The sequence below is a fragment of the Corynebacterium sp. ES2730-CONJ genome (assembly GCF_024834055.1).
Classification (GTDB): Bacteria; Actinomycetota; Actinomycetes; order Mycobacteriales; family Mycobacteriaceae; genus Corynebacterium.
In genome coordinates, this window is sequence record NZ_JANUXZ010000001.1 from 456404 (window position 1) to 476934 (window position 20531).

A 20531-nucleotide genomic window follows, 5' to 3' on the forward strand; every position below is an offset into this window, starting at 1 on the left:
CTCTCCACATTGTATTTTTTGCTCGGTAGCCCTATATAAGGGGGATTCGCCGGTTGCTAAGGAACCTGCAGGATCATCGGACCTGAATCGGGGGGACTCAGCGGAATATTATCGCGATCGAGAAGCCAGCTCGCAATATCGTGGAAGAGCGGCGCTGCTGATTGCCCGCCTTCACCGTGAACACCACGTTGCGGCCGATCTAACATAAGGGCCACAACGAAGCGGGGGTCATCCGCTGGAGCGATACCGGCGAAAGTGATCCAGTATGCGGAATTGGAATAGGCCTGGGTGAGGGGATCAACCTGCTGTGCGGTACCAGTCTTTCCGGCGATTTGGTAACCCGCAATCGCTGCCGTGCTACCGGTTCCTTGTTGCAGTCCACTGGGATCGGATTGGGTGACAGAGCGGAACATATCTACCACGGTTTGCGCCGTTTCCTTACTCACTACCCGAACTCTTCGAGGTTCCGGTTGTTCAATAACGGTGCCTGAAGTATCACGGGCTTCAGCGATAATGCGAGGTTCGATACGCTCACCGCCATTAGCGAGAGTTTGATAAACTCCAGCCATTTGAAGCAATGTCCAGCTCATGCCTTGGCCGATGGGAAGATTAGCGAAGGTTCCTCCCGACCACTGTTCGATCGGCGGTAAGAGTCCCTCCGACTCGGCAGGCAATTCAATGCCCGTGGGATGTCCAATGCCAAATTTCTTGAGTAAATCCCCATAGCGCTGCTCGCCAAGACGTTGGGCTAGCATGAGGGTTCCTACATTGGAAGATTTTCCAAAAATCCCAGTAGTGGTATAGGGCACTGGTCCATGGTCCCACGCATCTTTGACGCTGACTCCCGCCATGTGGATGGATCCTGGGACGGTGAGCACCTCATCGGGCGTGCTCACACCATCCTCAATGACGCCGGCGGCAGTAATGATCTTAGCTACCGATCCAGGTTCAAAGGGCTCGGATATCGTAGGATTTCCGAAATTCTTGCCTTCGTCGAGTTGCTTTTGCAGATCACCGGTGTTATCAACGGCGTCCGTATTAGCCATAGCCAGAACTTCACCGGTGTGGGCGTCGAGAACAACTGCTGATGCGCTCTGTGCTAAAGAATTTGCTTTGGCTTGTTCTAGTTGTTGTTGCACATAGGTTTGCAGATCCAAATCGAGGGTGAGGGTAACGCTTCCTCCGTCGACGGGCAGGGTCTTATCGCGACGAGTACCTGGGATGACGGGTCCCCCATTTGAAACATCGTACGTGTACTGGCCATCGCGGCCAGCGAGAAGAAAATCTCGCGAGGCTTCGAAGCCGAACTGCCCCGCACCCTGGGGGCTTACTTTGCCTAAGACATTAGAGGCAATGGCACCGTTAGGGTATTCCCTTAAAAATTTATTCTCCACCACAATGCCGAAGAACTTATCGGCAACCATCTGCGCTATATCTGGGTCTACCCGAGCGACCAGAACCGAGTAGGTACTGTCGCTAGTCAGCGTCTGATAGATCTCCTTGGCGGAGACGTCATGATGGGAGGCTGCGTTCTCGGTGATGATGGAAGCTATTTCTGTTGCATAATTGCGCAGATAGGTATCGACGAGGCCCTCAAGGACGCTATCGCGATCTTTAACGGCTATGCTGCCCCACTTGCCTTCTTTGATCAGATCCATTTTGATCACATAGGGAAGCTCGTCGCGCAATAGATTCGGGTGAACGCTTAACATACTCGATCGCATGGTGAATGCGAGTTTTTTACCTTGTCTATCAACAATCTCCCCGCGCTTTGCATGATCCTCGAATACTCGGGTGCGCTGCTGTTCGGCGCGGGCGGCTAGTTCCGGTCCCCAAGCGATATCGATAAAAGCCATTCGCCCGATAAGAACGACCGCGATCACGACGGTTAATACTCGCACTAGAGCGATCCGCTGGCGCATTGCTTTTTGTGGGGCAGTCTTTTGTGGCGCTTTCTGAGGTCGTTCGGGCGCTAGATTCGGGTAACCGCGAAGCCGGGACGAGCTATCCTCTCGTCCCGGTCGCTGAGATCTCGGCTTATCCACGGCTTATAGAACCTCGAAATACTCTAGTTCCCTGCAGTATAGGGAGCGATATCTGCCACCACGGGACCCTCGATGGGCGCCGTAGTCTGTTGATCCATCGTACCCTGTGTGTGGAGCGGATCGCTGGTGGGGATATTAGACGTCATATACTCATCGTTGATATCGGTGATCGGGCGCGTGCGATCACTAGGGGGCCGCTGTTCGACTACGGTGCCATCGGGATTGCGCACTAAGACACCTGGCTGATCTGGAATCACCATGCCATAGCGCTGTGCTTGGCGGGCAATTTGACCTGTCGCTGCGGCTCGCTCCACGTCTCTATTGAGCGTCTCGAGCTGGTTATCCAAAGTCTGCTGCGCGATCCTTAGCTCGGTGATCCTGAAGGCTTGTTGGGTGGTCACACCAGAGACAATTGAGGCGGCCAGGAAACCGAGCAGAATGAGGAGGGTGAAGCCTACAACCGTATACACCGCGCGACGATTAGCTTGCGGGCGTTCGATTCGGCGACCACGGTGTGTGAACTGTTGCTTTGAGCCACTCTTATGTTGGAAGCGCCTTTGAGGGGCAGTCACCGTGCGGGTAACCACGGGGCGCTGAGGAGGTGCTAGCGTGCTAAGTCGAGAGCTTTGCATAGACCCCTTGCTTAAGTCGCGAGACTGACCAGTGCGCTTGCGGGGCTCGATGGTCGTTGCATTCATGATCCTATGCCTTCTTTTATTGCTTGCACAGCCCGAACCCGAACAGGGGCGGAACGCGGATTGGTATCAATTTCAGTAGCAGAAGCTTTCTCCGCTCCCCGGGTCAGAAGTTTGAAGCGAGGAGAATCATCAGGCAAATGAACCGGTAGCCCCAAGGGTGTAGTGTCCGCCGTAATTTTTTTGAAGTAATTCTTCACGATCTTGTCCTCAAGAGACTGATAGGCCATAAAGATACATCGCCCGCCTGGAGCTAAAAGATCAGTGATGACGGGAAGTACATTCTCGATGGCTTCGAGCTCCTTGTTCACCTCAATGCGTAGGGCCTGGAATGTCCTTTTTGCGGGGTGACCACCAGTGCGGCGAGTCGCGGCGGGAATAGTGGCATAGAGAAGTTCGACAAGGCGCGCCGAGGTAACAAATGGTGCTTTCTCGCGTTCCTTCACGATGGCCGTAGCGATCTTTCCAGCGAAACGTTCTTCGCCGTAGGTCTTGAGCAGACGAGCCAAGTCGCCGTGGGAGTAAGTATTGAGAATATCGGCGGCGGTGAGCCCGTCATTGCCATCCATACGCATATCGAGGGGTGCATCGACTCGGTAGGCAAAGCCTCGCTCAATCTGATCAAGCTGCATCGATGACACTCCCAGGTCAAAAAGAGCACCCGTGAGTCCGAATTCTTTTAGTAAGGTACACCCAGGGGCATCGGAGGCTCTTAAGAGAGGCAGGAAGCGATCGAAGCGAGTATTGAAGGCGATAAACCTAGAGCCAAAGGGTTTTAAACGCTCACGGGCCTGGTCTAGGGCCCGCTCATCTCGGTCGAGGCCGATAATATGCACGCTTGTAAAGGTGTTCAGAAGGGATTCGCTGTGCCCTCCAGCACCTAGGGTGCCATCAATAATGACGGCGTTATCGCCCATGAGCTCGACAGCGGGACTGAGAAGTTCAACGATCCTGTCTCGCATAACCGGTATGTGGCCGTGATTGGCCGCGGTGTGATCAAACTGAGTAGTGCTGTCAACCACAAGCGTCTCTTTCCCTTGAACTCTTCGTCATGCCAGTCGAGTTGGTGGGGTATACATAGAGCCCCATTCTTCATCCACTGGATTAGATCCAGGCTCTGATGTCGGGGAAGTACACCAGAACGACGATCAAGAATGGAGTTCATATGTACACTCCGCGTACTCGATGCAGCGTTAGAGCAAACCGCCCAAGATATCACCATCGGCAGCTGCGAAGGCTGCTTCAGTTTCTTCTTGGTACGTTGCCCAGGCCTCGGCGTCCCAGATTTCAAGGAAATCCATGGATCCTATGACCACACATTCCTTCACAAGACCCGCATACTCACGGTGCGGAGCCGATAAAGTGATGCGTCCTTGACCATCTGGCCTTTGTTCATCCGCACTTGCTGCGAGGTTACGGATAAAGGCGCGTGCCTCAGGATTCGTTCGCGAAACTTCTGCCGCTTTGCGAGCGCGTTTGACAAATTCATCCTTCGGGTAGACCGCCAGGGAATGGTCTTGCCCTTTGGTCACCATGAGACCGCCGGCTAGTTCCTCTCGAAATTTTGCCGGAAGAGTCAGGCGGCCCTTATCGTCCAGCTTGGGGGTATAAGTTCCCAGAAACATGGATGCAGGCACCCACCTTTCTTTTCCAAGCCTCGGTTGACAATCAAGGGGCAGTAATCGTGTGTCCTCCACTTATCTGCGAAGGTTTCCCGTTTACTACGTGCCCCACTCTACCCCACAATCCCCCACTTTTTGTAGCCAAACATTGAATCTACCCTTTTTTGCGCGCAAAAAATGCTTTTACCTGCGCAGATATGAGTGGGTCAAAATTTTAGCTATAGCCAGTTCACCCCTGGATTCTCCCCCATTGGTATCGTTGTACACCGCTAGTATAAGACACACCCATCATTCACAAGACTTAACAGCAGTCCTCAAAAACCTCATATTTCTGTGGCGAACTGCACCATCATCCACAACTTAACCGAGAACCATTCCAGCACTATCCAAAAAATTTAAAACCCAGCCATTGATGGTGGGGGGAAGTGGGGAGCACAATAAAAACCCCCAAGATTTCTCTTGAGGGCTGAGATAAAAAGCGTTTATTTTTCGAAGCGTTTGCGGAAATTCTCTTCCATACGCGACCCCAAGCCGTCGTCTTTGACCGGCCGTGGTAGGGTTTTCTCTCTCTTCGTTAAACCACTAGAAGCACCATCTCCACTGAGCATCCAGATAGCGCCAGCCACCATCACCACAAAGCCGACAATACTGAGGGCAACCAGCCATAGGGAGATTTGACTAAGTGCTACCCCACCGACCAACATCACAAGGCCAATGACGATAACTGCAAAGCCCCTGAAGCTCAGCGCGCTATGAGCTTCGCCTCGCGGGACCGACTTACCGAAGTGTGGATCCTCCGCCAGCAACGACCGTTCGATCTCCTTGAGTAATTCTTGCTCGTGCTCGGAAAGTGACACGGCGCCTCCCTTGGTACGCAATGCAGCGATATATTGTGAATACAACCAGCATAATGCCTTTTTATCGGGAGGAGCTGCATAAAACCGCTCTCGACATAGCAAAGATTATGCCTTCTTAGTACTACAACGGCCACCCCGAAGCGAAAGTTCCCTTAGCGAACACTTTTCTAGCCACGTCACCCCCATCTAAGAAGCCGCTGGGTAGGAGACCACGGTAATCCGATCCACCTCGTTATAAAACTCGGCCACGAGCTCGATGAGCTCATCTAAGACCTCCACGGTTAGCTGGCACTCCAATCCCGATAGAGATCGGCTACGCAATTGCGAAAAGGCTCCGATACGCTGCGCCCACTGCGTAGCCTCGCCGCCCACCATAGCTAACTGAGCAAAAACTGAACGCGGCTTCCGTTTACGCTTCGCCACGACGGTACAGGACACCCACGCAGCCGCAACCTTAATGGATGCCAGGTATGCATATTCTAAGGCGATATCGAGACGACCGTGGTCGCGAGCCTGCACCGCCTCACGGGTGAGCACCTGAGCACGGTTTAAGAAACCCGCGGCACTCCCCTGACCAGCCTGAAAACGTGTACTAGCCGAAACGACGACTCCCATTATCTTTCTCCTTAATCATTCACGCCTTTCGAGCGACGAGACTCAGGGGGCTTATGCCTTTTTAGAACGAAGATTTGCTTGTTGTAGCTCAGATTATCGAATGAGGTGGACTACACACTCCTCATTTTAGAACATATGTTCTAAAATTAAAAGGGGTATTTTCCGCTAAACAAAGTTATCTGCATAAAAACGTGGTTCCATACAAGGGTGCCTATCTTCTACTCACGCCTGAGCCCTTATGAATTCTCGGTGCTCTGTCCCCAACTGGTCAGTATTTATATCCGTGCGATGAGTTATGGCACAGACGTGCACAACACAGCGATGAAAGCGTGGCGGATTGCCTCCCTCGAAAAAGATTTTCAATCAGTTATCGCGCATGATGCCAGCCACCTTTTGGGCTTTTGTTTTGGCCACCGCGGAGCCCGCCACCAGTGGTGGGACCAAGAAATTCGGCGCGGTTTGCGTGAGCATGGGTCACACCGCTTAGAGGTGCTAGGAGATTATTTCACTATTTCCGAAATTCACGTCGAACCCCGACTCCAAGGACTGGGGATCGGCCACTCCCTCCTCCAACAGCTACTGCACAAGGTAGACTGTGAGTACGCCATACTATCTACTCCCGAAGTGAACGCAGAAGAGAATGCAGCATTCCACCTGTATAGGAACTTTGGCTTTCAAGATGTACTTCGCGATTTTCACTTTCGCGGCGATGCCCGCCCCTTTGCCATCCTCTCTAAGCAATTGCGCCCCTAAGCCAGTGCAGGCGCTCAGCTCACTACAGACCTGATGAGAGTGCGCTGCTTAAAAAAATGCTGCGCGGTAGCGGATATACCGTAAACTAGTCAGGAAGACTTGGTGACATCCGCCGCAATACGTTAATAATTCGAACTCATTCACCCGCGCGAGGAATCATGAATCAGTACCCTGCAATCGAGGATCTACCAGCTCGTGTTGAAGATAAGCTCCGCCGCTTCTTCAGCGAGCAGCGCGAAGCTATTGCTACTATCGGAGACCCTGTCTCGGAGGCTGTAGGGAAACTGGAAACATTTGTCCTAAGCGGCGGGAAAAGGATGCGACCTCTGTGCGCCTGGGCAGGTTATGTGGCAGCTGGTCATGAGTGTGAAGACGTCGAAGCTGTTATCACTGCCATATCTTCGCTCGAATTTATTCAGGCCTGTGCTCTCATCCACGACGATATTATCGATTCTTCTGATACGAGACGCGGCAATCCCACCTTTCACCGCCTCATCGAATCCACACACCGACAGCGCGGCTGGTCTCGCGATAGCGCTCACTTTGGAGAATCAGTCGCCATCCTCATGGGCGATCTCGGGCTCGTTTGGGCCGACGATATGTTCCACTCCTCTGGGTTAAGCCCCGCTGCCATCACCAGAGCCCTACCGGCATGGCGCGGAATGCGAACGGAGGTTATCGGCGGCCAATTACTTGATATCGCGCTAGAGGCTAGCTCAAGCGAAGATCTCGCCCTAGCCAATAATGTCAATCGTTTCAAAACCGCCGCCTATACCATCGAGCGCCCCTTACATATCGGAGCTGCACTCGGTGATGCCTCGGCCGAACGAATCACCGGTTTGCGACACTTTGGTAGGGAAATCGGTATAGCTTTCCAACTCCGAGACGATCAATTGGGGGTCTTCGGGGATCCTGAGGTTACCGGCAAACCAGCAGGCGACGATCTGCGCGAGGGTAAACGAACGGTACTTCTCGCCACTGCGCTCAAACTTGCTGATCCCGCAACTAAAAAGCGGATTCGAGCTGGTATAGGCAACGTCGTGGACGCTGCAGCTATTAGCCAGCTAACGGCCGATATCAAAAGCACAGGGGCCGATGAAGCAATCGAAGAGCGAATTGACACGATGGTCTCACAAGGACTTCACTATCTGGAGCAGCTTAACCTGAAGCCAGAAGTATTTGAGTTACTCTCGCAGATTGCCTCCCAGGCCACGGCGCGCGCCCTTTAGCCACTGATATGCCTGCCAGCTCACCTTTTTATTCGCACATCACCCATCTTTCCCCCGCCCGCGCTGGCCTCATCCTCGGCTCAGTCTCTGCTCTCCTGCTTACGCTAGGTTCTTTTGGTGGCGGTGCAACCCAGCGGCGCGACGGGCTACTCAAGCGTCTCGGTTGGGAATTTCTCAGCTTTGGTCACGGAGCAACGTTGTCTAATACCGCGGTGTGGGTGGGCACCATGGGTCTGATAGCGGCGTGGGTTCTTCTCGGACTCTGTCTACCAAGTTATCCCTTTATGCGTAAGGTTATGCTGTGGTGGGTGGTGCCTCTCATTCCAGCAGCTCCCCTTATGTCGCGTGATGTCTACTCCTACCTCATGCAAGGTACTCTGTTGCGCGACGGTTTCGACGCCTACACCCAAGGCCCCGCTGTTAATCCCAATAATTACCTCTTCGAGGTCTCCCATGATTGGCGTAATACCACTACCCCATATGGGCCATTGCATTTATGGTTGAGCAAGGGAATCACGATTCTAGCGGGCGATCAGGTGCTCATAGGTGTCTACCTCATAAAAGCCGTCATGCTGATCGGGTGTGCACTCATAGCTTATGGTGTGGTTCGGCTGGCGCTGATATTCGGTGTAGACAGAAGTTTTGCGCTGTGGATAGGCGTGCTCAATCCTGTCATGCTCATCCATCTTATTGGTGGCCTGCATAATGAGGCCATCATGGTAGGTCTGGTGATGGTCGGCCTCGTGAGCATCTACCGCTTTCCCAATATTGGGGGATTCTATAGCGGTATTGTGCTCATTGCATTAGCGATGTCGCTAAAGGCAACGGCGGGTTTTGTCCTACCTTTTGTGATCTGGATCGCGGTCAATCGCCACAACTCAACAGCTGCTCGGGTGCGCGCCTTTTTCTTGCACGCAACAATCGGAGCACTTCTTAGTGTAGCCGTTCTAGCGTTAATCACCACCGCTTCGGGTGCTTCCTATGGATGGATCCAAGCGCTCACGGGTAATTCCAAGGTTATAAATCCGCTGTCCGTCCCTACCCTTATCAGTGACCAGATCGCGGTTATTGGGTTACTATTTATCGAGCCCTTCCCGTATAACGAGGTTCTGGCAGTGATGCGCCAGATGGGTGCTGTCATCATGGTCGGAGGGTATCTCCTCTGTTGGTGGTGGGGTCGCACGAAACCGGTGGCCGCTATGGCTGTCATGTATATCGTGGTCTTGAGCTTTAATGCAGTGGTATTACCGTGGTACTACGCCAGTATTCTGCCATTGAGCGCGGTGGTAGTTGGACTACGCGAGAGGCCTTTACTCATCCGGGCACTCGCAGCTTGCAGCATCTTCATTGCGGCCAGCTTTACCGGTTCGGGCAATCACCAACTCTATAATCCGATCTGGGTCATCTGTTGCGCCCTGGTAGCCGTCAGCGCAGCACGGCTTATAAGAATCTAGAGACCCATAGCCTGTGCGCGCCGCATAACTTCGCGCGCTAGATGCCCGTGGAGGGCATCTATAGGACGACCAGGAAGGGAGTCATCGTCAGTGTAGAGATAGGTAAAAATTTCGGTATCGGTATAGCCACCGTCCGAGAGTAGGGCGATAAGACCTGGGACGAATTTATTGGTTGTTCCCTTCGCGGAAAGGAAATCGGCCGGAATTTTTTTGATCGCACCATCGTATACACAGATGAGCCTATGCTCGCCCAACATATCGAATACTCGGGTCACTGCAACACCCAAGCGCTGGGCATATTCAACCACTGTTAGCAATTCGGTATCGGCGGGGATTATCGAAGCTGAAACTTTTTCACTACTCACACAGCTAACATACCAAGACTTTTCTCACTGACGCAGTTTCCGCAACTCCGAGGTTTTAGGGAATAATCGAAAGCATGCAGTTAAACGTTGGCGATATCCTCGAAGACCGGTACAAAATCGAAGCACCGATTGCGAAAGGTGGAATGTCCACGGTTTACCGCTGCCTCGATACCCGCCTGGGTCGGCGCGTGGCCGCCAAGGTCATGAACGAACGCTACGTTAACGACCCTGTCTTTAGACAGCGGTTCCACCGCGAAGCCCAGGCGATGGCGCGCATCAACCACCCTAACCTTGTCGGCGTCTATGATTTCTCCTCGCAGGGGCAACACCTCTACCTCATCATGGAGTTGATCACCGGCGGCACGTTGCGGGAATTACTCGCTGAGCGCGGTCCTATGCCACCGCATGCCGCCGTCGCGGTGATGCGCGAGGTCCTTAAGGGTCTTGATGCCGTCCATCAAACCGGACTCGTCCACCGTGATCTGAAGCCAGATAATATTCTCATCTCGTCCCATCACCAGGTTAAGCTCTCCGACTTTGGTCTCGTGCGCGCCGCCGCCCACGACGGCGATCAGAACTCAATTGTCGGTACGGTTAGCTATCTGTCACCAGAACAGGTTTCCGGTGCCTCCATCACCCCAGCGTCTGATGTGTACTCCGCAGGTCTGGTGCTCTTCGAACTGCTCACCGGAGAAACACCCTTTACGGGTGAATCCGATATGGAAAAAGCGTTTGCGCGGCTCGATATCGACGTGCCTGTTCCCAGCTCTCAAATCAGCGGGGTTCCGAAGCTCATCGATGAATTGGTAGTGTCGTCGTGCTCTTTTAGTCCCAGCGAGCGCTTTAATAATGCATCGGAATTTCTACTCGCACTCGAAGACGTCGCTGAGGAATTGCAGCTTCCTGATTTCACGGTGCCCGTGCCTCGCGACGGTGCGGCCTCGCGTGCCGCTGAAGGCATAATCGAAGACGACAATTCTGCCATGTTCACAACGGCGCTAACTGCTGGAGAGATGAGCGAGAATCCGGTGGATAGCACCACCGTACTGCCAGTAATCGGCAGCAATGAAGAGACTTCCATTCTTGCCACAGAATCAGCCCCCGATTTTGACGCTCTCAACGAGACCACTACCTTTGCTCCCGTAAATAGCGCGCCACGCTATATTCCGGAGCCAGTAACCATCCCATATACCCCACCAGTGACCGCTCACAACCGCGGCAAAGGGCGACTGATTGCGTGGACAATTTTGGCCCTCATTCTCACCATTGCGGTAGCGATCGGTGGGTGGTGGTTTGGTTCCGGCCGCTACGGGGAGATCCCACAGGTCATTGGTATGGAGCGAGTAGCTGCTGAACGAGTACTGAGTGAAGCCGGTTTCTCAACCACCAGCCAGGAGGCCTATGCCAACGATATTCCGGTAGGTTTTGCTGCTGGCACCGATCCTCAAGCAGGTGGACGACAGGTTAAGGGTGACGTTGTCACCCTTTTGGTGTCCAAGGGGCGTCCACGGGTGCCTGATTTTCGGGGAATCGCTAACTACCCTCAGATTCTGGCCAATTACACATTGGCGGCTCAGGAGGGAGAACCAGAATTCTCCTCCGATATCCCAGCGGGTGAGATCAGCCGCGTGGAACCGGAACCCGGCACGGAGGTGCTTACCCAATCGGTAGTCACAGTGCATCGCTCCAAGGGGCCCGAGCCGGTGACAGTACCTGAGGTTAAGGGCCAGACAGGCCCACAGGCGCGCACCATCCTCGAAGAGGCTGGCTTCAATGTCATTATTGAAAAAATCTACGATGAGACGATGACAGATGGCAAAGTGATCAAGAGTGATCCGCCTGCTGGCGAACAAGCGGCGAAAGGTCAGGATATTACAATCTCAGTGTCCACGGCGGTAGTTCTGCCCGAGGTTGTCGGGCTTGACGCTGCCGAGGTTCGCAGCCAATTAGAGGACCTAGGCGTTAAGGTTAAAGCCACTAAACGAGCATCTTCAGCCACCGCTGCGGGCTTTTCTGATCAGGCGGTAGCCACGCTCGATCCGCCACCTGGAACACTCATCGACGCCGACGCAGCGGAGGTCACCATCATTGTAGTGTCGAGGATATCGGTTCCCGATTTTGTTGGCTTGAGCGTTGCCGATGCCGCGCGCGCCGCTCGAGACGCTGGACTCAGTTTAGTTGTAGCGTCGAGTGCGGACGACGGAGCAATTGTGACTAAGCAATCACCGAAAGCGGGTAAATCCGTTAAACCGGGCCAGCGCATAACTGCCACCGTGTCCTAGGAAAAAAGAACCCGCCATCTGGCGGGTTCTTTTTTTAATTTCTTAGCATCTCAGCGACTAGGAATGCCAGTTCAAGAGACTGTTGAGTATTCAGACGGGGATCACACGCTGACTCATAGCGACCGGGCAGATCCAAGTCTTGGATATCCTCAGCACCTCCTAGGCATTCAGTGACATTCTCTCCGGTAAATTCAATATGAATTCCGCCGGGGTGCGAGCCTAGTTCGCGGTGGACTTCAAAGAAGCCCTGAACCTCGTCGATAACCTTGTCAAAGTGACGCGTCTTATAGCCATTCGACGATGTAATGGTATTGCCGTGCATAGGGTCAGACTGCCAAATGACCTTGTGCCCTGACTCCTCCACAGCCTCGACGATTCCTGGCAGAACTGAGCGCACTTTGTCGTGTCCCATTCGCGCCACCAGAGTCAGTCGACCCGGCTTAAAGTTCGGGTCAAGCTTGTCTGCATAGGCTACAGCTTCAGCCGGGGAAACACTCGGACCGATTTTTAAACCAATGGGATTAGAGATCATGGCGGCGAAGTTCACATGGAAATCATCGATACCTCGGGTACGCTCGCCTATCCACAGCTGGTGCGCTGACAGATCGTATAAGGAGGTACGACCCTCTTCATCGGTTGCAAGGCGGAGGAGGGCGCGCTCATAATCGACAAGGAGAGCCTCATGGGAAGCAAAGATCGTAGCGTGGCGGAGTGAATCATCGTTGACTCCGCACGCTCCCATAAAGTCCAGTCCGCGCTCGATTTCTTGAGCGAGTGCCTCATAGCGGGCGCCGGCTCGAGATGTGGAGACGAATTCGCGATTCCACTCCATCACTCGGGTGAGATCGGCGGTACCCGAGGCGGTCAAGGCACGAACCAAATTCATGGCAGCCGAGGAGTTTGCATAAGCACGGATCATACGAGCTGGATCATGATAGCGTGACTCGGCGTGCGCTTCGACGCCGTTAACAATATCGCCGCGGTAGTTGGGTAGACCATTTTCGTCGAGATCGCTCGAACGGGGCTTTGCATATTGGCCTGCAATGCGCGCAACCTTCACTACTGGAGTTGACGCACCGTAGGTGAGCACGACAGCCATTTGCAGCAAGGTCTTGATATTGGCGCGAATATGGGGTTCAGTATTGGACTCGAAGGTTTCGGCGCAGTCGCCACCCTGAAGCAAGAAGGCTCGCCCTAAAGCCACATCTCGGAGATTGCTTTCAAGTTCTCTAATTTCGGGGGCAACCACGATCGGCGGCACCGATTCCAGAATCTTGCGCACATTCGCTGCGATGTGCGGGTCCCAGTTTGGCTGCTGATGGGCGGGACGCGCAATGACGTCGTCGAAGATTTCGCGAATGCCATCAGGTAGCGGCGGTAAATCTGGGAGGGCTTCTTTAGGAATATCTACTGTCCAACTCACACCTCTATGTTTATCACGAAAATCACATAGTGACTTAATCCATAGCACCCGATGTCATGACCGCATTCCTTTGATTGAGGGGCATAGCGGCCATGCAGACCTGGAATTTGGCGAGATTATGTCTGGCATCGACTAAAGCATCGTGGTTTCCTGCTGGAAGAGGAGGAAGTTGTGGTTTACCAGCTAATTCCCAGTACTGCTTAAGTTCTCGAGTATAACGTGGCAGATTCTTCGGCATCCCCTGCATATCGCCCCATAATTGAGCAAAGACCACGTGGTCATAGGCCCCGACCCAAGCCCAGAGTTCGATTGATCCGGGGAAACTGCTCATAAATTTCAAAGCTTCTGCAGCAATGCGTTCATTATTCATCCACACCGAGCTAGCGGGGTTGGGAAGCTGGTTGAGTACATGTTCTTTAACCCACGCATTGGCCAAGCGGTGGTCTGCATCAGTGGATACGGCATAGAATTCTTCTCCTGTTTGCGCCACAATGCCGATAGAGACCAGATCAATTGAGGTGCCGTCCTCGATGAATTCGGTATCATAGAAAAATCTCATCTCAGCTGTCCTTTCGACTGGGCCAGAAAAAGATCAATGCCACAGCAACGCACACCATAGGGGCGATAACCGAATTATGGAAATCCAAGGCCCCCACGATCACATAGCCGATCAGCAGCAGGAGGGTCGCGATAATCTTGATCTTCATCGTGAAGCCAAGTGTACTGATTGGGTGCGGGTGCCCCAAAGTGGTAGCGAAATAGGCGGTGGAGTGACCAACCATCTAAGGCCTGGGAGTTGATGCACTCTATGAAGCACCCATGCCCCGAGAATGGAACACCCTAGTGCTGCCCCCACCATGAAGTGAGTATGTCCGAAATGCTCGAATGGCAACAGGATGAGTAGACCAAGACTGAGCCCGATGGGGTGACCGAGATAGATCACTAAAGTATGTTGCCCAACACTAGCGAGCACAGTACCTACCAGGGGGATTTTACTCAGTGCCACGGCGGCTATAACTGCTAGAGGTAGGTAGGCTAAGCGGATTCCCACGAACTGTAGCGGCTCCCAGAAGGCAGAGAACTCGATCAATTCAATCTGGTAGGCTCCGACCGCTAAACCTCCAGCCCCAAGGAGATGGCCCGGCTTGAAAGCTGACATGGCAAAGTGCGTTATCCACGGGCGCAAGTAGGCACCTAGAAGAAAAGGGGGTAGGTAGTACAAAAAGCGGTGAATATTTGGGATGGGGAGCTGGATCAGTAGTGGCGTCACAGCGATTATTAAACTCGGGATGAGCAACTGTTGGGATAATCGCCAAGAGCGGCTCAGCCACAAGACACACGTGAAGAGAATGAGCATATACAAAAACCAATACATGGAATGTGCAGCAAATAATAGCTCAGTTAGTTCTCGCAACCCCACTATCCGCCCGCGATGGAGGTACTCGGTCAACAGCACCCATATGGGAGTCCAGAGGATATAGGGTACAAATAGGTACCACAGCCTGTGGGTGAAGAGTTCTTTGGCTGTAAAACGAGTGACTTTCAGGGCAAAAAAGCCCGAAACGAGGAAGAAAAGGGGCATTCTGAGGGGATCGATGAAGGCATTGAGTCGTGCTAAGCCGGTATCTATCCCGCCGGGGACCTCTATTGTGGCGTGGAGGGCTACGACGCCGATAATGGAGATGCCGCGCGCCACATCAGGCCACGGTAGGCGGGCCTTATCCGATGGGGTGCTCACAGTCTTTTTCTCCAGCCACTGGGGATCGTTTTTACAAGTGGCTAAGCATAACAAGGGGCGGGCTCAAAGTAGTAGTTCTGCCCCCAAAATCGGGATTTAAACTTGCGGTTCCGCCCCTCGTGGATAACCTTTTCCTGCGGCTAGGGATTCTTTGACTGTACTGGCATATATATCGACATAATCTGCCTGTGCCAGCTCAACCAGGGTCTTCATAAAATAGTCTGTGAAGGCTCTCTTCGCTTCATGAGTCTCGGGGTCTAAGCCGAGACCTGTTATATAGGCGCGGGCGTCAATAGGCTCGCCGATGCGTAGTCCTACTTTATGTGGTCGAAGAATCCAGGAACCAATGGGGTTGGCCTTTCGAGCACCGATCATAGCCACCGGCACCACAGGTACTCCCAGCTTCAGAGCTATATGTGCCATACCTGTCTTACCGCGATAGATGCGGCCATCTGGAGAGCGAGTGCCTTCTGGATAAATACCCAGGACTTCCCCATTGGTGAGAATTCGCGCCGCGGCTTCCTCTAAAGCTGCCTTGGCGTCTGACGATGTGCGATCAAGTGGAACCTGGCCTACTGCATTAAAAAACCACCGCTGAATAGCCCCGATAACGCCGGTACCGGTGAAGTACTCACTTTTGGCTAAGAAGGTCACATGGCGAGAAATCATCAGTGGCAAGTAGAAGGAATCCATCACCGATTGGTGATTGGAGGCTAGTATGACGCCACCTGTGTGGGGAATATTTTCAGCGCCGGTAATCTCGGGACGGTTATAAAGCTTCAGGAAAGGACCCATCACAATATACTTGAATATCCAATACCATTGTTTGCTGGTCATAATCCTTTGAAAGCTCCTGAATAGTCTTAATCCGTCAGGGATGGGTTAACGTAGCGCCGAGCCAAGTCAGCTACGCCTATCATACCCGCATCAGCGCCCAATTCAGCGCATTTCACCTCGGCCACGGGGCGGTGGCCGGCGCCCACCAGATTCTCAGCCATAATCGTTTTCGCAGTAGCCAGATAAAGGTCCGCATCTTGGGAGACTCCCCCACCCAGCAGAATAAGACCGGGGTCAAGGACATCGCCGACGATGGACAGACCCTTGCCCAGCCAGATAGTAAAATCCTTGAGCACCTCGGTTGCTAGCGGATCGCCTTCACGGGCCAGATGCATAATGTGGCGGCCGCTGATTGTCTTATGTGTTAAAGCTGTGGGGAGATGGTGGGGGTGATTGAGGTATTCTCGCGCGGTTTCTTCTAAAGCCGATCCCGAACAGTAGCGCTCCAAACAGCCCTTTTTCCCGCAGGCGCAGGCACGTCCATCGGGAACGACGGTAAGGTGCCCAAATTCCGGAGCGGTGCCGAAGGCCCCGCGATAGATAGTGTTTCGATCCATCAAAGTTGCCCCAATGCCGGTGCCGAGGGCGAATAATACCCAATTGTCCACACCACGGGCTGCACCGAATTGGTTTTCGCCCCACGCTGCCGAATTGGCATCGTGTTCAAGTCGAACCGGCAACCTCAGAGCCTTTTCAAGTTCTCTCTTGGCAGGATAGTCGCGCCAGGAAAGGTGCGGAGCAAAGCGCACGATTTCGCATTCAGGATCTAAGAACCCCGCAACTGCAAGTCCCACCGCAGCAATATCATGGGAGGATTTTAGATGCTCTACCGCCTGGATAATACCTCGCACAAGGGTTTCAGGACTGCGCGGGACGGGAGTAGCTACTGCATCGATGATATGTCCCTCGTGGTCAACCACGCCGGCACGCAGATTGGTTCCCCCGATATCGAAACCGACGGTGAGAATTTCATGCATGACCTTAGACAACCTTTGTACCCACTCTTTGACGTAGATTAATTATTCAAGGATATAACGTCTTGAAGCTTGGCTCTAAATTACTCGGCATAACCCAAAACTGTGCGCAGCCGCCGACCCATGGTATCCCAGGTCCAATTTTCCTCGATATTCCTCCGGCCTGCCTCCCCCATGGCACGACGTCTTTCAGCATCTTCAGCAAGGTAGCACAAGGCTCGAAGGAGCTCCTTCGAATCGTGGACTACAAGACCGCTATCAGCGGTCATGGTTTCCGGGGCACCCCCTGAGTTCCCAGCGATAACCGGCACTTGGCAAGCTTGCGCTTCAAGATAGACAATCCCTAGGCCCTCGATGTCGAGTCCGCCTCCCCTCGTGCGGCAAGGCATGGCAAAAATATCCGCACTCTGCATGAGCTCTACCTTTTCGGTTTCACTGATCCGACCTGAAAAGGTAATAGTTGGTTCATCACCTGCTAACCGGCGTAACCTCTTCTCGTCTCTCCCACTACCAGCAATAATAAGTTGGGCATGAGGATATGCGCGGAGAAATTCCGGCCACACCTGAATGAGTTGATCTTGACCTTTACGCGGAACCAGACGAGAGATGCACACAACCGTCAGAGATTCACTGTGCTGGGTGGGTCGAGGTCTAAATACGTCGTGGTCCACGCCTGAAGGCAGATGCGCAAAGTGACACGAACCTTTTTGCTCGAAGGCAGACGCGAAGCGATCCAGGGTGTAATCAGAGATATAGGTGACGCAGTCAGAGTGTTTTCCTATAGTGCCAAGGAGGGAGCGGGCAACAGGCAGCATGGACCAGCCCACTTCATGCCCGTGAGTGGTAGCCACTACGCGAGTCGCGCCGGCTTCTTTTGCTGCTGCCGCCAAGAGTCCGAGGGGAGCTGCTGCCCCGAACCACACGGTATCGACTGAATATGTGCGAATTATTTGCTGCATCTTTCGGCGCACCCGAGGAGTGGGAAGCAGCACTCGCGCGGAGTCTCTTATGATCGGGTAACTAACCGTGGCATCATAGAGTGCCGCTTCGTGTTGGTCCTGGGTAGAGGCGTAGACAACGATATCGCCCGCAGGCAGGGTATGTACAAAATCGCGCACATATGATTGGATTCCGCCTGTGGTAGGGGGGAAATCGTTAGTAACGAGTAGGATCCGCATCAGTATCTACGCGCCCCATAAAACGGCATGGAGTCCATGCTCACTACCTGAACGGGGATACCATAGTCGCTGGCGTGGAGGACTTTGTTATTACCAGCGTAGATGCCGACGTGAGTGGCCCCTGGGTAGAAGCCCACCACGTCACCGGGCTGCAATTCTGCTCGGCTAATTGGCTTACCACCCGACATCTGGGCTTGGGAGGTTCTGGGAAGTACTTTTCCTTGCTGAGCATAAGACCAGACCACTAGTCCCGAGCAGTCGAAAGCGTCGGGGCCGGCGGAACCCCACCCGTAGGGAGAGCCGAGCTTAGTCAAACCCACTTCAAGGGCTTGCATACCGGAGGGATTATCGCCCTCGATACCCGCTAATGTGTAATCTACCGGACCATTCTTCTCCACCCAGCGAGCCCGTTCTGCAGGACTGAGGGCATCAACCTGGTTAATCACCTCGGTGATCCTAGTCTTGAGCTCTTCTTTTTCTCGCTCCAGATCTTTTTGTCGAGCGATGATGTTATTACGCTTAAATTTTGCTTCCTCCAGGGCCTGACGGGCTTCGTTACGCGCCTCGTTAGCCTCGCGTGTAGCCTGCTGCAGGCTTTCTACTACCTTCTCGGTGGTATGGGTCAACGTTGCAAAATAGGCTGAGCGGTCGATGGCGTTTTGGGGATTGTTCGATCCGATAACCTGGGTGACTCGATCTTTTACTGCGCCCCGATATTTCGCCTGAGCAATCGAATTAACACTCCGTTGGTAATCGCGTTGCTTTCTCAGAGCGTCATCGGCGAGCGCCGTGGCCTCTGTAGCGCGGTGCTCGAAATCAGGTAATCCTGCTTCGGCGGCTTTTAGGTCCTCAGCTAATTGCTTGACCTCCTCGTTTTTTATATTAGCCTCTGCGGAGATCTCGCCCATACGCGCGATGAGGTTGTCCACATCACGGTCTGGAAGTTCTTGGGCATTAAGTATTGGCAACCCCAAACTCACGCTAGCAAGCACGGTCACTATGCCGACGGCACGAATGTGCACGATACTCCACCCCTTTTAGGCATATCAGATGAAAGTTAAACCGCCATTTTATCCCATCCCTCATCCAGATGGGACAAAGCGAAAAACCCCGAGCCCCTATGATTATTAGGGCTCAGGGCTTAGAGAATGGGAGCATACAGACTAGTACCGCACTGCCGAGTGGAAGGGCATCGTAGAAATTGCAGTCTCGGAGAGTGGGACACCTTCGGTGAGTGCGTGTATTACCATGCCGTTGCCGGAGTAGATACCGACGTGGGATGCACCTGAGTAGAAGACAACGATATCTCCAGGCTGTAGATCCTGGTAAGACACCGGCTGGCCCGAGGACGCCTGGGCATATGACGTCCGGGGGATGCTCTTACCTACCTGCGAATAGGCCCATGTGGTTAGTCCTGAGCAATCAAAGGCATGTGGCCCGGTTGCGCCCCATACATATGGGGAGCCGATACGAGAGCGAGCTGCATCGACTACTGCCTGTCCGAGGGTTTGGGTTTGAAGCTGCTCGACGCCAGGGAATCCGACGACGGCTGAGTAGTTAGGAACAGAGGCTTGCCCGGCAAGCGATGGGATCCACTGCTCAACACCGGGGATATTAGCGATTCCCGGTATATTCTCGATGCCTGGAATTTCCACTGCAAGATCAGTTCCAGGGACGACGACCTGCGCAGCCTGGGCGGCGGGGTTAACCAAGGTTGCTGCCGCTGCGACGGCGGTTACAGCCGCTGCGTTGCGAGCAGTCGAGTTGGTTTGACGGCGGTGCTTAGCCACGAATTCAGTCTCCAATACTAAATCTCAACCAGCCAAGGAGTGTCCTTAAAAACTGGCGGTCGCTTCGAGAAGATCTCAGTGGGACCAAAGGTAGGAAGAATTTCTCAACCCATGCTTTTTGATTTGTCTCAATAAGGTTACGAAATGATTACAAGTCGTGTCTACTCCTTAGGTGAAAAACCAGCGGATTCAGGAGGGGTGCCCTGCACAAAGAAGGATGAAGGGAGTGTTTATGAGACGTTGGTATATTCTCCGGAAAGGCCGTCTACCTGCACATAGGAGCGTTATCAAACCGTTACACTTTTGAGGTCATCCCGTTATAAAACCAACGTAAAAAGTTAATGTGATTTATAACACATTCCGGGAGATTAGGGGTATATCGGCGAAAATGTGCGAAATGCTCACGCTAAACGGCAGCTAGACGCGCCTTTTCTCTAGTTCACTCGAGTAACAGAAATGTACAGACGGCGCACGAGCATATATCCCTTTAGAACCCCTCAGATCCCCCCAGCTCTGCTCAAAAATGCGGCACAGATCTCTACCTATCACTATCTTCCATATCGTTGGCAGGAAACAGATGTCACTGCCACCAAACTGTGCGCTGTACACATCCCCTCTACGGTACTGCCAGAGACCTCTCGCAAATGGCCTACTCAGATAGCACGCGTATCGTT

20 protein-coding genes are annotated in these 20531 nt (G+C 53.3%); 4 read left to right on the forward strand and 16 right to left on the reverse strand.

Going from position 1 to position 20531, the window contains the following annotated elements; genetic code table 11:
* Nucleotides 1-56 precede the first annotated feature (56 nt).
* The 6 genes from NXS13_RS02085 to NXS13_RS02110 form a co-directional block, all read right to left on the reverse strand.
* Entirely contained in the window at nt 57-1922 is a 1866-nt protein-coding gene (locus tag NXS13_RS02085; RefSeq protein WP_259076086.1) for a penicillin-binding protein 2, read from the reverse strand.
* Between the two features lie 146 nt (nt 1923-2068).
* Entirely contained in the window at nt 2069-2743 is a 675-nt protein-coding gene (locus NXS13_RS02090) for a hypothetical protein (RefSeq protein WP_259076084.1), read from the reverse strand.
* On the reverse strand, nt 2740-3762 hold the full coding sequence (gene rsmH, locus NXS13_RS02095) for a 16S rRNA (cytosine(1402)-N(4))-methyltransferase RsmH (protein WP_259076081.1): 1023 nt from the start codon (nt 3760-3762) through the stop codon (nt 2740-2742). The genes NXS13_RS02090 and rsmH overlap by 4 nt, the downstream gene beginning before the upstream one ends.
* 171 nt (nt 3763-3933) lie before the next feature.
* Complete coding sequence (gene mraZ / locus NXS13_RS02100) at nt 3934-4365, reverse strand: division/cell wall cluster transcriptional repressor MraZ (RefSeq protein ID WP_259076079.1); 432 nt, start codon at nt 4363-4365, stop codon at nt 3934-3936.
* Between the two features lie 479 nt (nt 4366-4844).
* Complete coding sequence (locus NXS13_RS02105) at nt 4845-5219, reverse strand: DUF3040 domain-containing protein (protein WP_259076077.1); 375 nt, start codon at nt 5217-5219, stop codon at nt 4845-4847.
* Nucleotides 5220-5405: 186 nt separating this feature from the next.
* On the reverse strand, nt 5406-5834 hold the full coding sequence (locus NXS13_RS02110; protein WP_259076075.1) for an SAV_6107 family HEPN domain-containing protein: 429 nt from the start codon (nt 5832-5834) through the stop codon (nt 5406-5408).
* A 207-nt stretch (nt 5835-6041) separates the two neighbouring features.
* On the opposite strand from NXS13_RS02110, the gene NXS13_RS02115 reads away from it, so the two are divergent.
* From NXS13_RS02115 to NXS13_RS02125, 3 genes are all read left to right on the forward strand, one after another.
* Nucleotides 6042-6587: a GNAT family N-acetyltransferase gene (locus NXS13_RS02115; protein ID WP_259076073.1), complete on the forward strand. Its 546-nt coding sequence runs from the start codon at nt 6042-6044 to the stop codon at nt 6585-6587.
* A 158-nt stretch (nt 6588-6745) separates the two neighbouring features.
* Nucleotides 6746-7816 carry a polyprenyl synthetase family protein gene (locus tag NXS13_RS02120; RefSeq protein ID WP_259076070.1) on the forward strand — a complete coding sequence of 357 codons (1071 nt, stop codon included), beginning with the start codon at nt 6746-6748 and terminating at the stop codon, nt 7814-7816.
* A gap of 8 nt (nt 7817-7824) precedes the next feature.
* Entirely contained in the window at nt 7825-9270 is a 1446-nt protein-coding gene (locus NXS13_RS02125) for an alpha-(1->6)-mannopyranosyltransferase A (RefSeq protein ID WP_259289271.1), read from the forward strand.
* Here the strand turns inward: NXS13_RS02125 and NXS13_RS02130 are convergent.
* Nucleotides 9267-9635 (reverse strand): Rv2175c family DNA-binding protein, encoded by a 369-nt coding sequence (locus NXS13_RS02130; RefSeq protein ID WP_259076066.1) that lies wholly within the window; start codon nt 9633-9635, stop codon nt 9267-9269. The genes NXS13_RS02125 and NXS13_RS02130 overlap by 4 nt on opposite strands.
* A 74-nt stretch (nt 9636-9709) precedes the next feature.
* Between NXS13_RS02130 and pknB the strand changes: the two genes are divergently transcribed.
* Nucleotides 9710-11917 (forward strand): Stk1 family PASTA domain-containing Ser/Thr kinase, encoded by a 2208-nt coding sequence (gene pknB, locus NXS13_RS02135; RefSeq protein WP_259289272.1) that lies wholly within the window; start codon nt 9710-9712, stop codon nt 11915-11917.
* 34 nt (nt 11918-11951) lie between these two features.
* On the opposite strand, the gene NXS13_RS02140 is transcribed toward pknB, so the two are convergent.
* The 9 genes from NXS13_RS02140 to NXS13_RS02180 form a co-directional block, all read right to left on the reverse strand.
* The gene (locus NXS13_RS02140; RefSeq protein ID WP_259289273.1) at nt 11952-13340 is read right to left on the reverse strand and encodes a class II 3-deoxy-7-phosphoheptulonate synthase; all 1389 of its coding nucleotides are present in this window, start codon (nt 13338-13340) and stop codon (nt 11952-11954) included.
* A 34-nt stretch (nt 13341-13374) separates the two neighbouring features.
* The gene (locus NXS13_RS02145) at nt 13375-13899 is read right to left on the reverse strand and encodes a polyadenylate-specific 3'-exoribonuclease AS (protein WP_259157625.1); all 525 of its coding nucleotides are present in this window, start codon (nt 13897-13899) and stop codon (nt 13375-13377) included.
* A gap of 1 nt (nt 13900) precedes the next feature.
* Nucleotides 13901-14047 (reverse strand): hypothetical protein, encoded by a 147-nt coding sequence (locus NXS13_RS02150; RefSeq protein WP_259076057.1) that lies wholly within the window; start codon nt 14045-14047, stop codon nt 13901-13903.
* Nucleotides 14044-15078 carry an acyltransferase family protein gene (locus NXS13_RS02155; protein WP_259076055.1) on the reverse strand — a complete coding sequence of 345 codons (1035 nt, stop codon included), beginning with the start codon at nt 15076-15078 and terminating at the stop codon, nt 14044-14046. The genes NXS13_RS02150 and NXS13_RS02155 overlap by 4 nt, the downstream gene beginning before the upstream one ends.
* A gap of 96 nt (nt 15079-15174) precedes the next feature.
* A complete protein-coding gene (locus NXS13_RS02160) occupies nt 15175-15915 on the reverse strand; it encodes a 1-acyl-sn-glycerol-3-phosphate acyltransferase (protein WP_259157623.1) in 741 nt (246 codons plus the stop codon).
* 26 nt (nt 15916-15941) lie between these two features.
* Nucleotides 15942-16892 carry an ROK family protein gene (locus NXS13_RS02165; protein ID WP_259289274.1) on the reverse strand — a complete coding sequence of 317 codons (951 nt, stop codon included), beginning with the start codon at nt 16890-16892 and terminating at the stop codon, nt 15942-15944.
* A gap of 80 nt (nt 16893-16972) precedes the next feature.
* Nucleotides 16973-18070 carry a glycosyltransferase family 4 protein gene (locus NXS13_RS02170; RefSeq protein ID WP_259077079.1) on the reverse strand — a complete coding sequence of 366 codons (1098 nt, stop codon included), beginning with the start codon at nt 18068-18070 and terminating at the stop codon, nt 16973-16975.
* Nucleotides 18067-19089 (reverse strand): C40 family peptidase, encoded by a 1023-nt coding sequence (locus NXS13_RS02175; RefSeq protein WP_259157622.1) that lies wholly within the window; start codon nt 19087-19089, stop codon nt 18067-18069. The genes NXS13_RS02170 and NXS13_RS02175 overlap by 4 nt, the downstream gene beginning before the upstream one ends.
* Nucleotides 19090-19230: 141 nt before the next feature.
* On the reverse strand, nt 19231-19857 hold the full coding sequence (locus NXS13_RS02180) for a C40 family peptidase (protein WP_259157621.1): 627 nt from the start codon (nt 19855-19857) through the stop codon (nt 19231-19233).
* Between the last annotated feature and the right edge of the window lie 674 nt (nt 19858-20531).

What these genes read in the sequence shown, in the direction of transcription:
- NXS13_RS02090 (WP_259076084.1), bottom strand. Translation starts at nt 2,743, where the DNA reads ATGAATGCAACGACCATCGAGCCCCGCAAGCGCACTGGTCAGTCTCGC.
- NXS13_RS02150 (WP_259076057.1), bottom strand. Translation starts at nt 14,047, where the DNA reads ATGAAGATCAAGATTATCGCGACCCTCCTGCTGCTGATCGGCTATGTG.
- NXS13_RS02120 (WP_259076070.1), top strand. Translation starts at nt 6,746, where the DNA reads ATGAATCAGTACCCTGCAATCGAGGATCTACCAGCTCGTGTTGAAGAT.
- NXS13_RS02165 (WP_259289274.1), bottom strand. Translation starts at nt 16,892, where the DNA reads ATGCATGAAATTCTCACCGTCGGTTTCGATATCGGGGGAACCAATCTG.
- NXS13_RS02145 (WP_259157625.1), bottom strand. Translation starts at nt 13,899, where the DNA reads ATGAGATTTTTCTATGATACCGAATTCATCGAGGACGGCACCTCAATT.
- NXS13_RS02085 (WP_259076086.1), bottom strand. Translation starts at nt 1,922, where the DNA reads ATGCGCCAGCGGATCGCTCTAGTGCGAGTATTAACCGTCGTGATCGCG.
- NXS13_RS02110 (WP_259076075.1), bottom strand. Translation starts at nt 5,834, where the DNA reads ATGGGAGTCGTCGTTTCGGCTAGTACACGTTTTCAGGCTGGTCAGGGG.
- NXS13_RS02160 (WP_259157623.1), bottom strand. Translation starts at nt 15,915, where the DNA reads ATGACCAGCAAACAATGGTATTGGATATTCAAGTATATTGTGATGGGT.
- pknB (WP_259289272.1), top strand. Translation starts at nt 9,710, where the DNA reads ATGCAGTTAAACGTTGGCGATATCCTCGAAGACCGGTACAAAATCGAA.
- mraZ (WP_259076079.1), bottom strand. Translation starts at nt 4,365, where the DNA reads ATGTTTCTGGGAACTTATACCCCCAAGCTGGACGATAAGGGCCGCCTG.
- NXS13_RS02125 (WP_259289271.1), top strand. Translation starts at nt 7,825, where the DNA reads ATGCCTGCCAGCTCACCTTTTTATTCGCACATCACCCATCTTTCCCCC.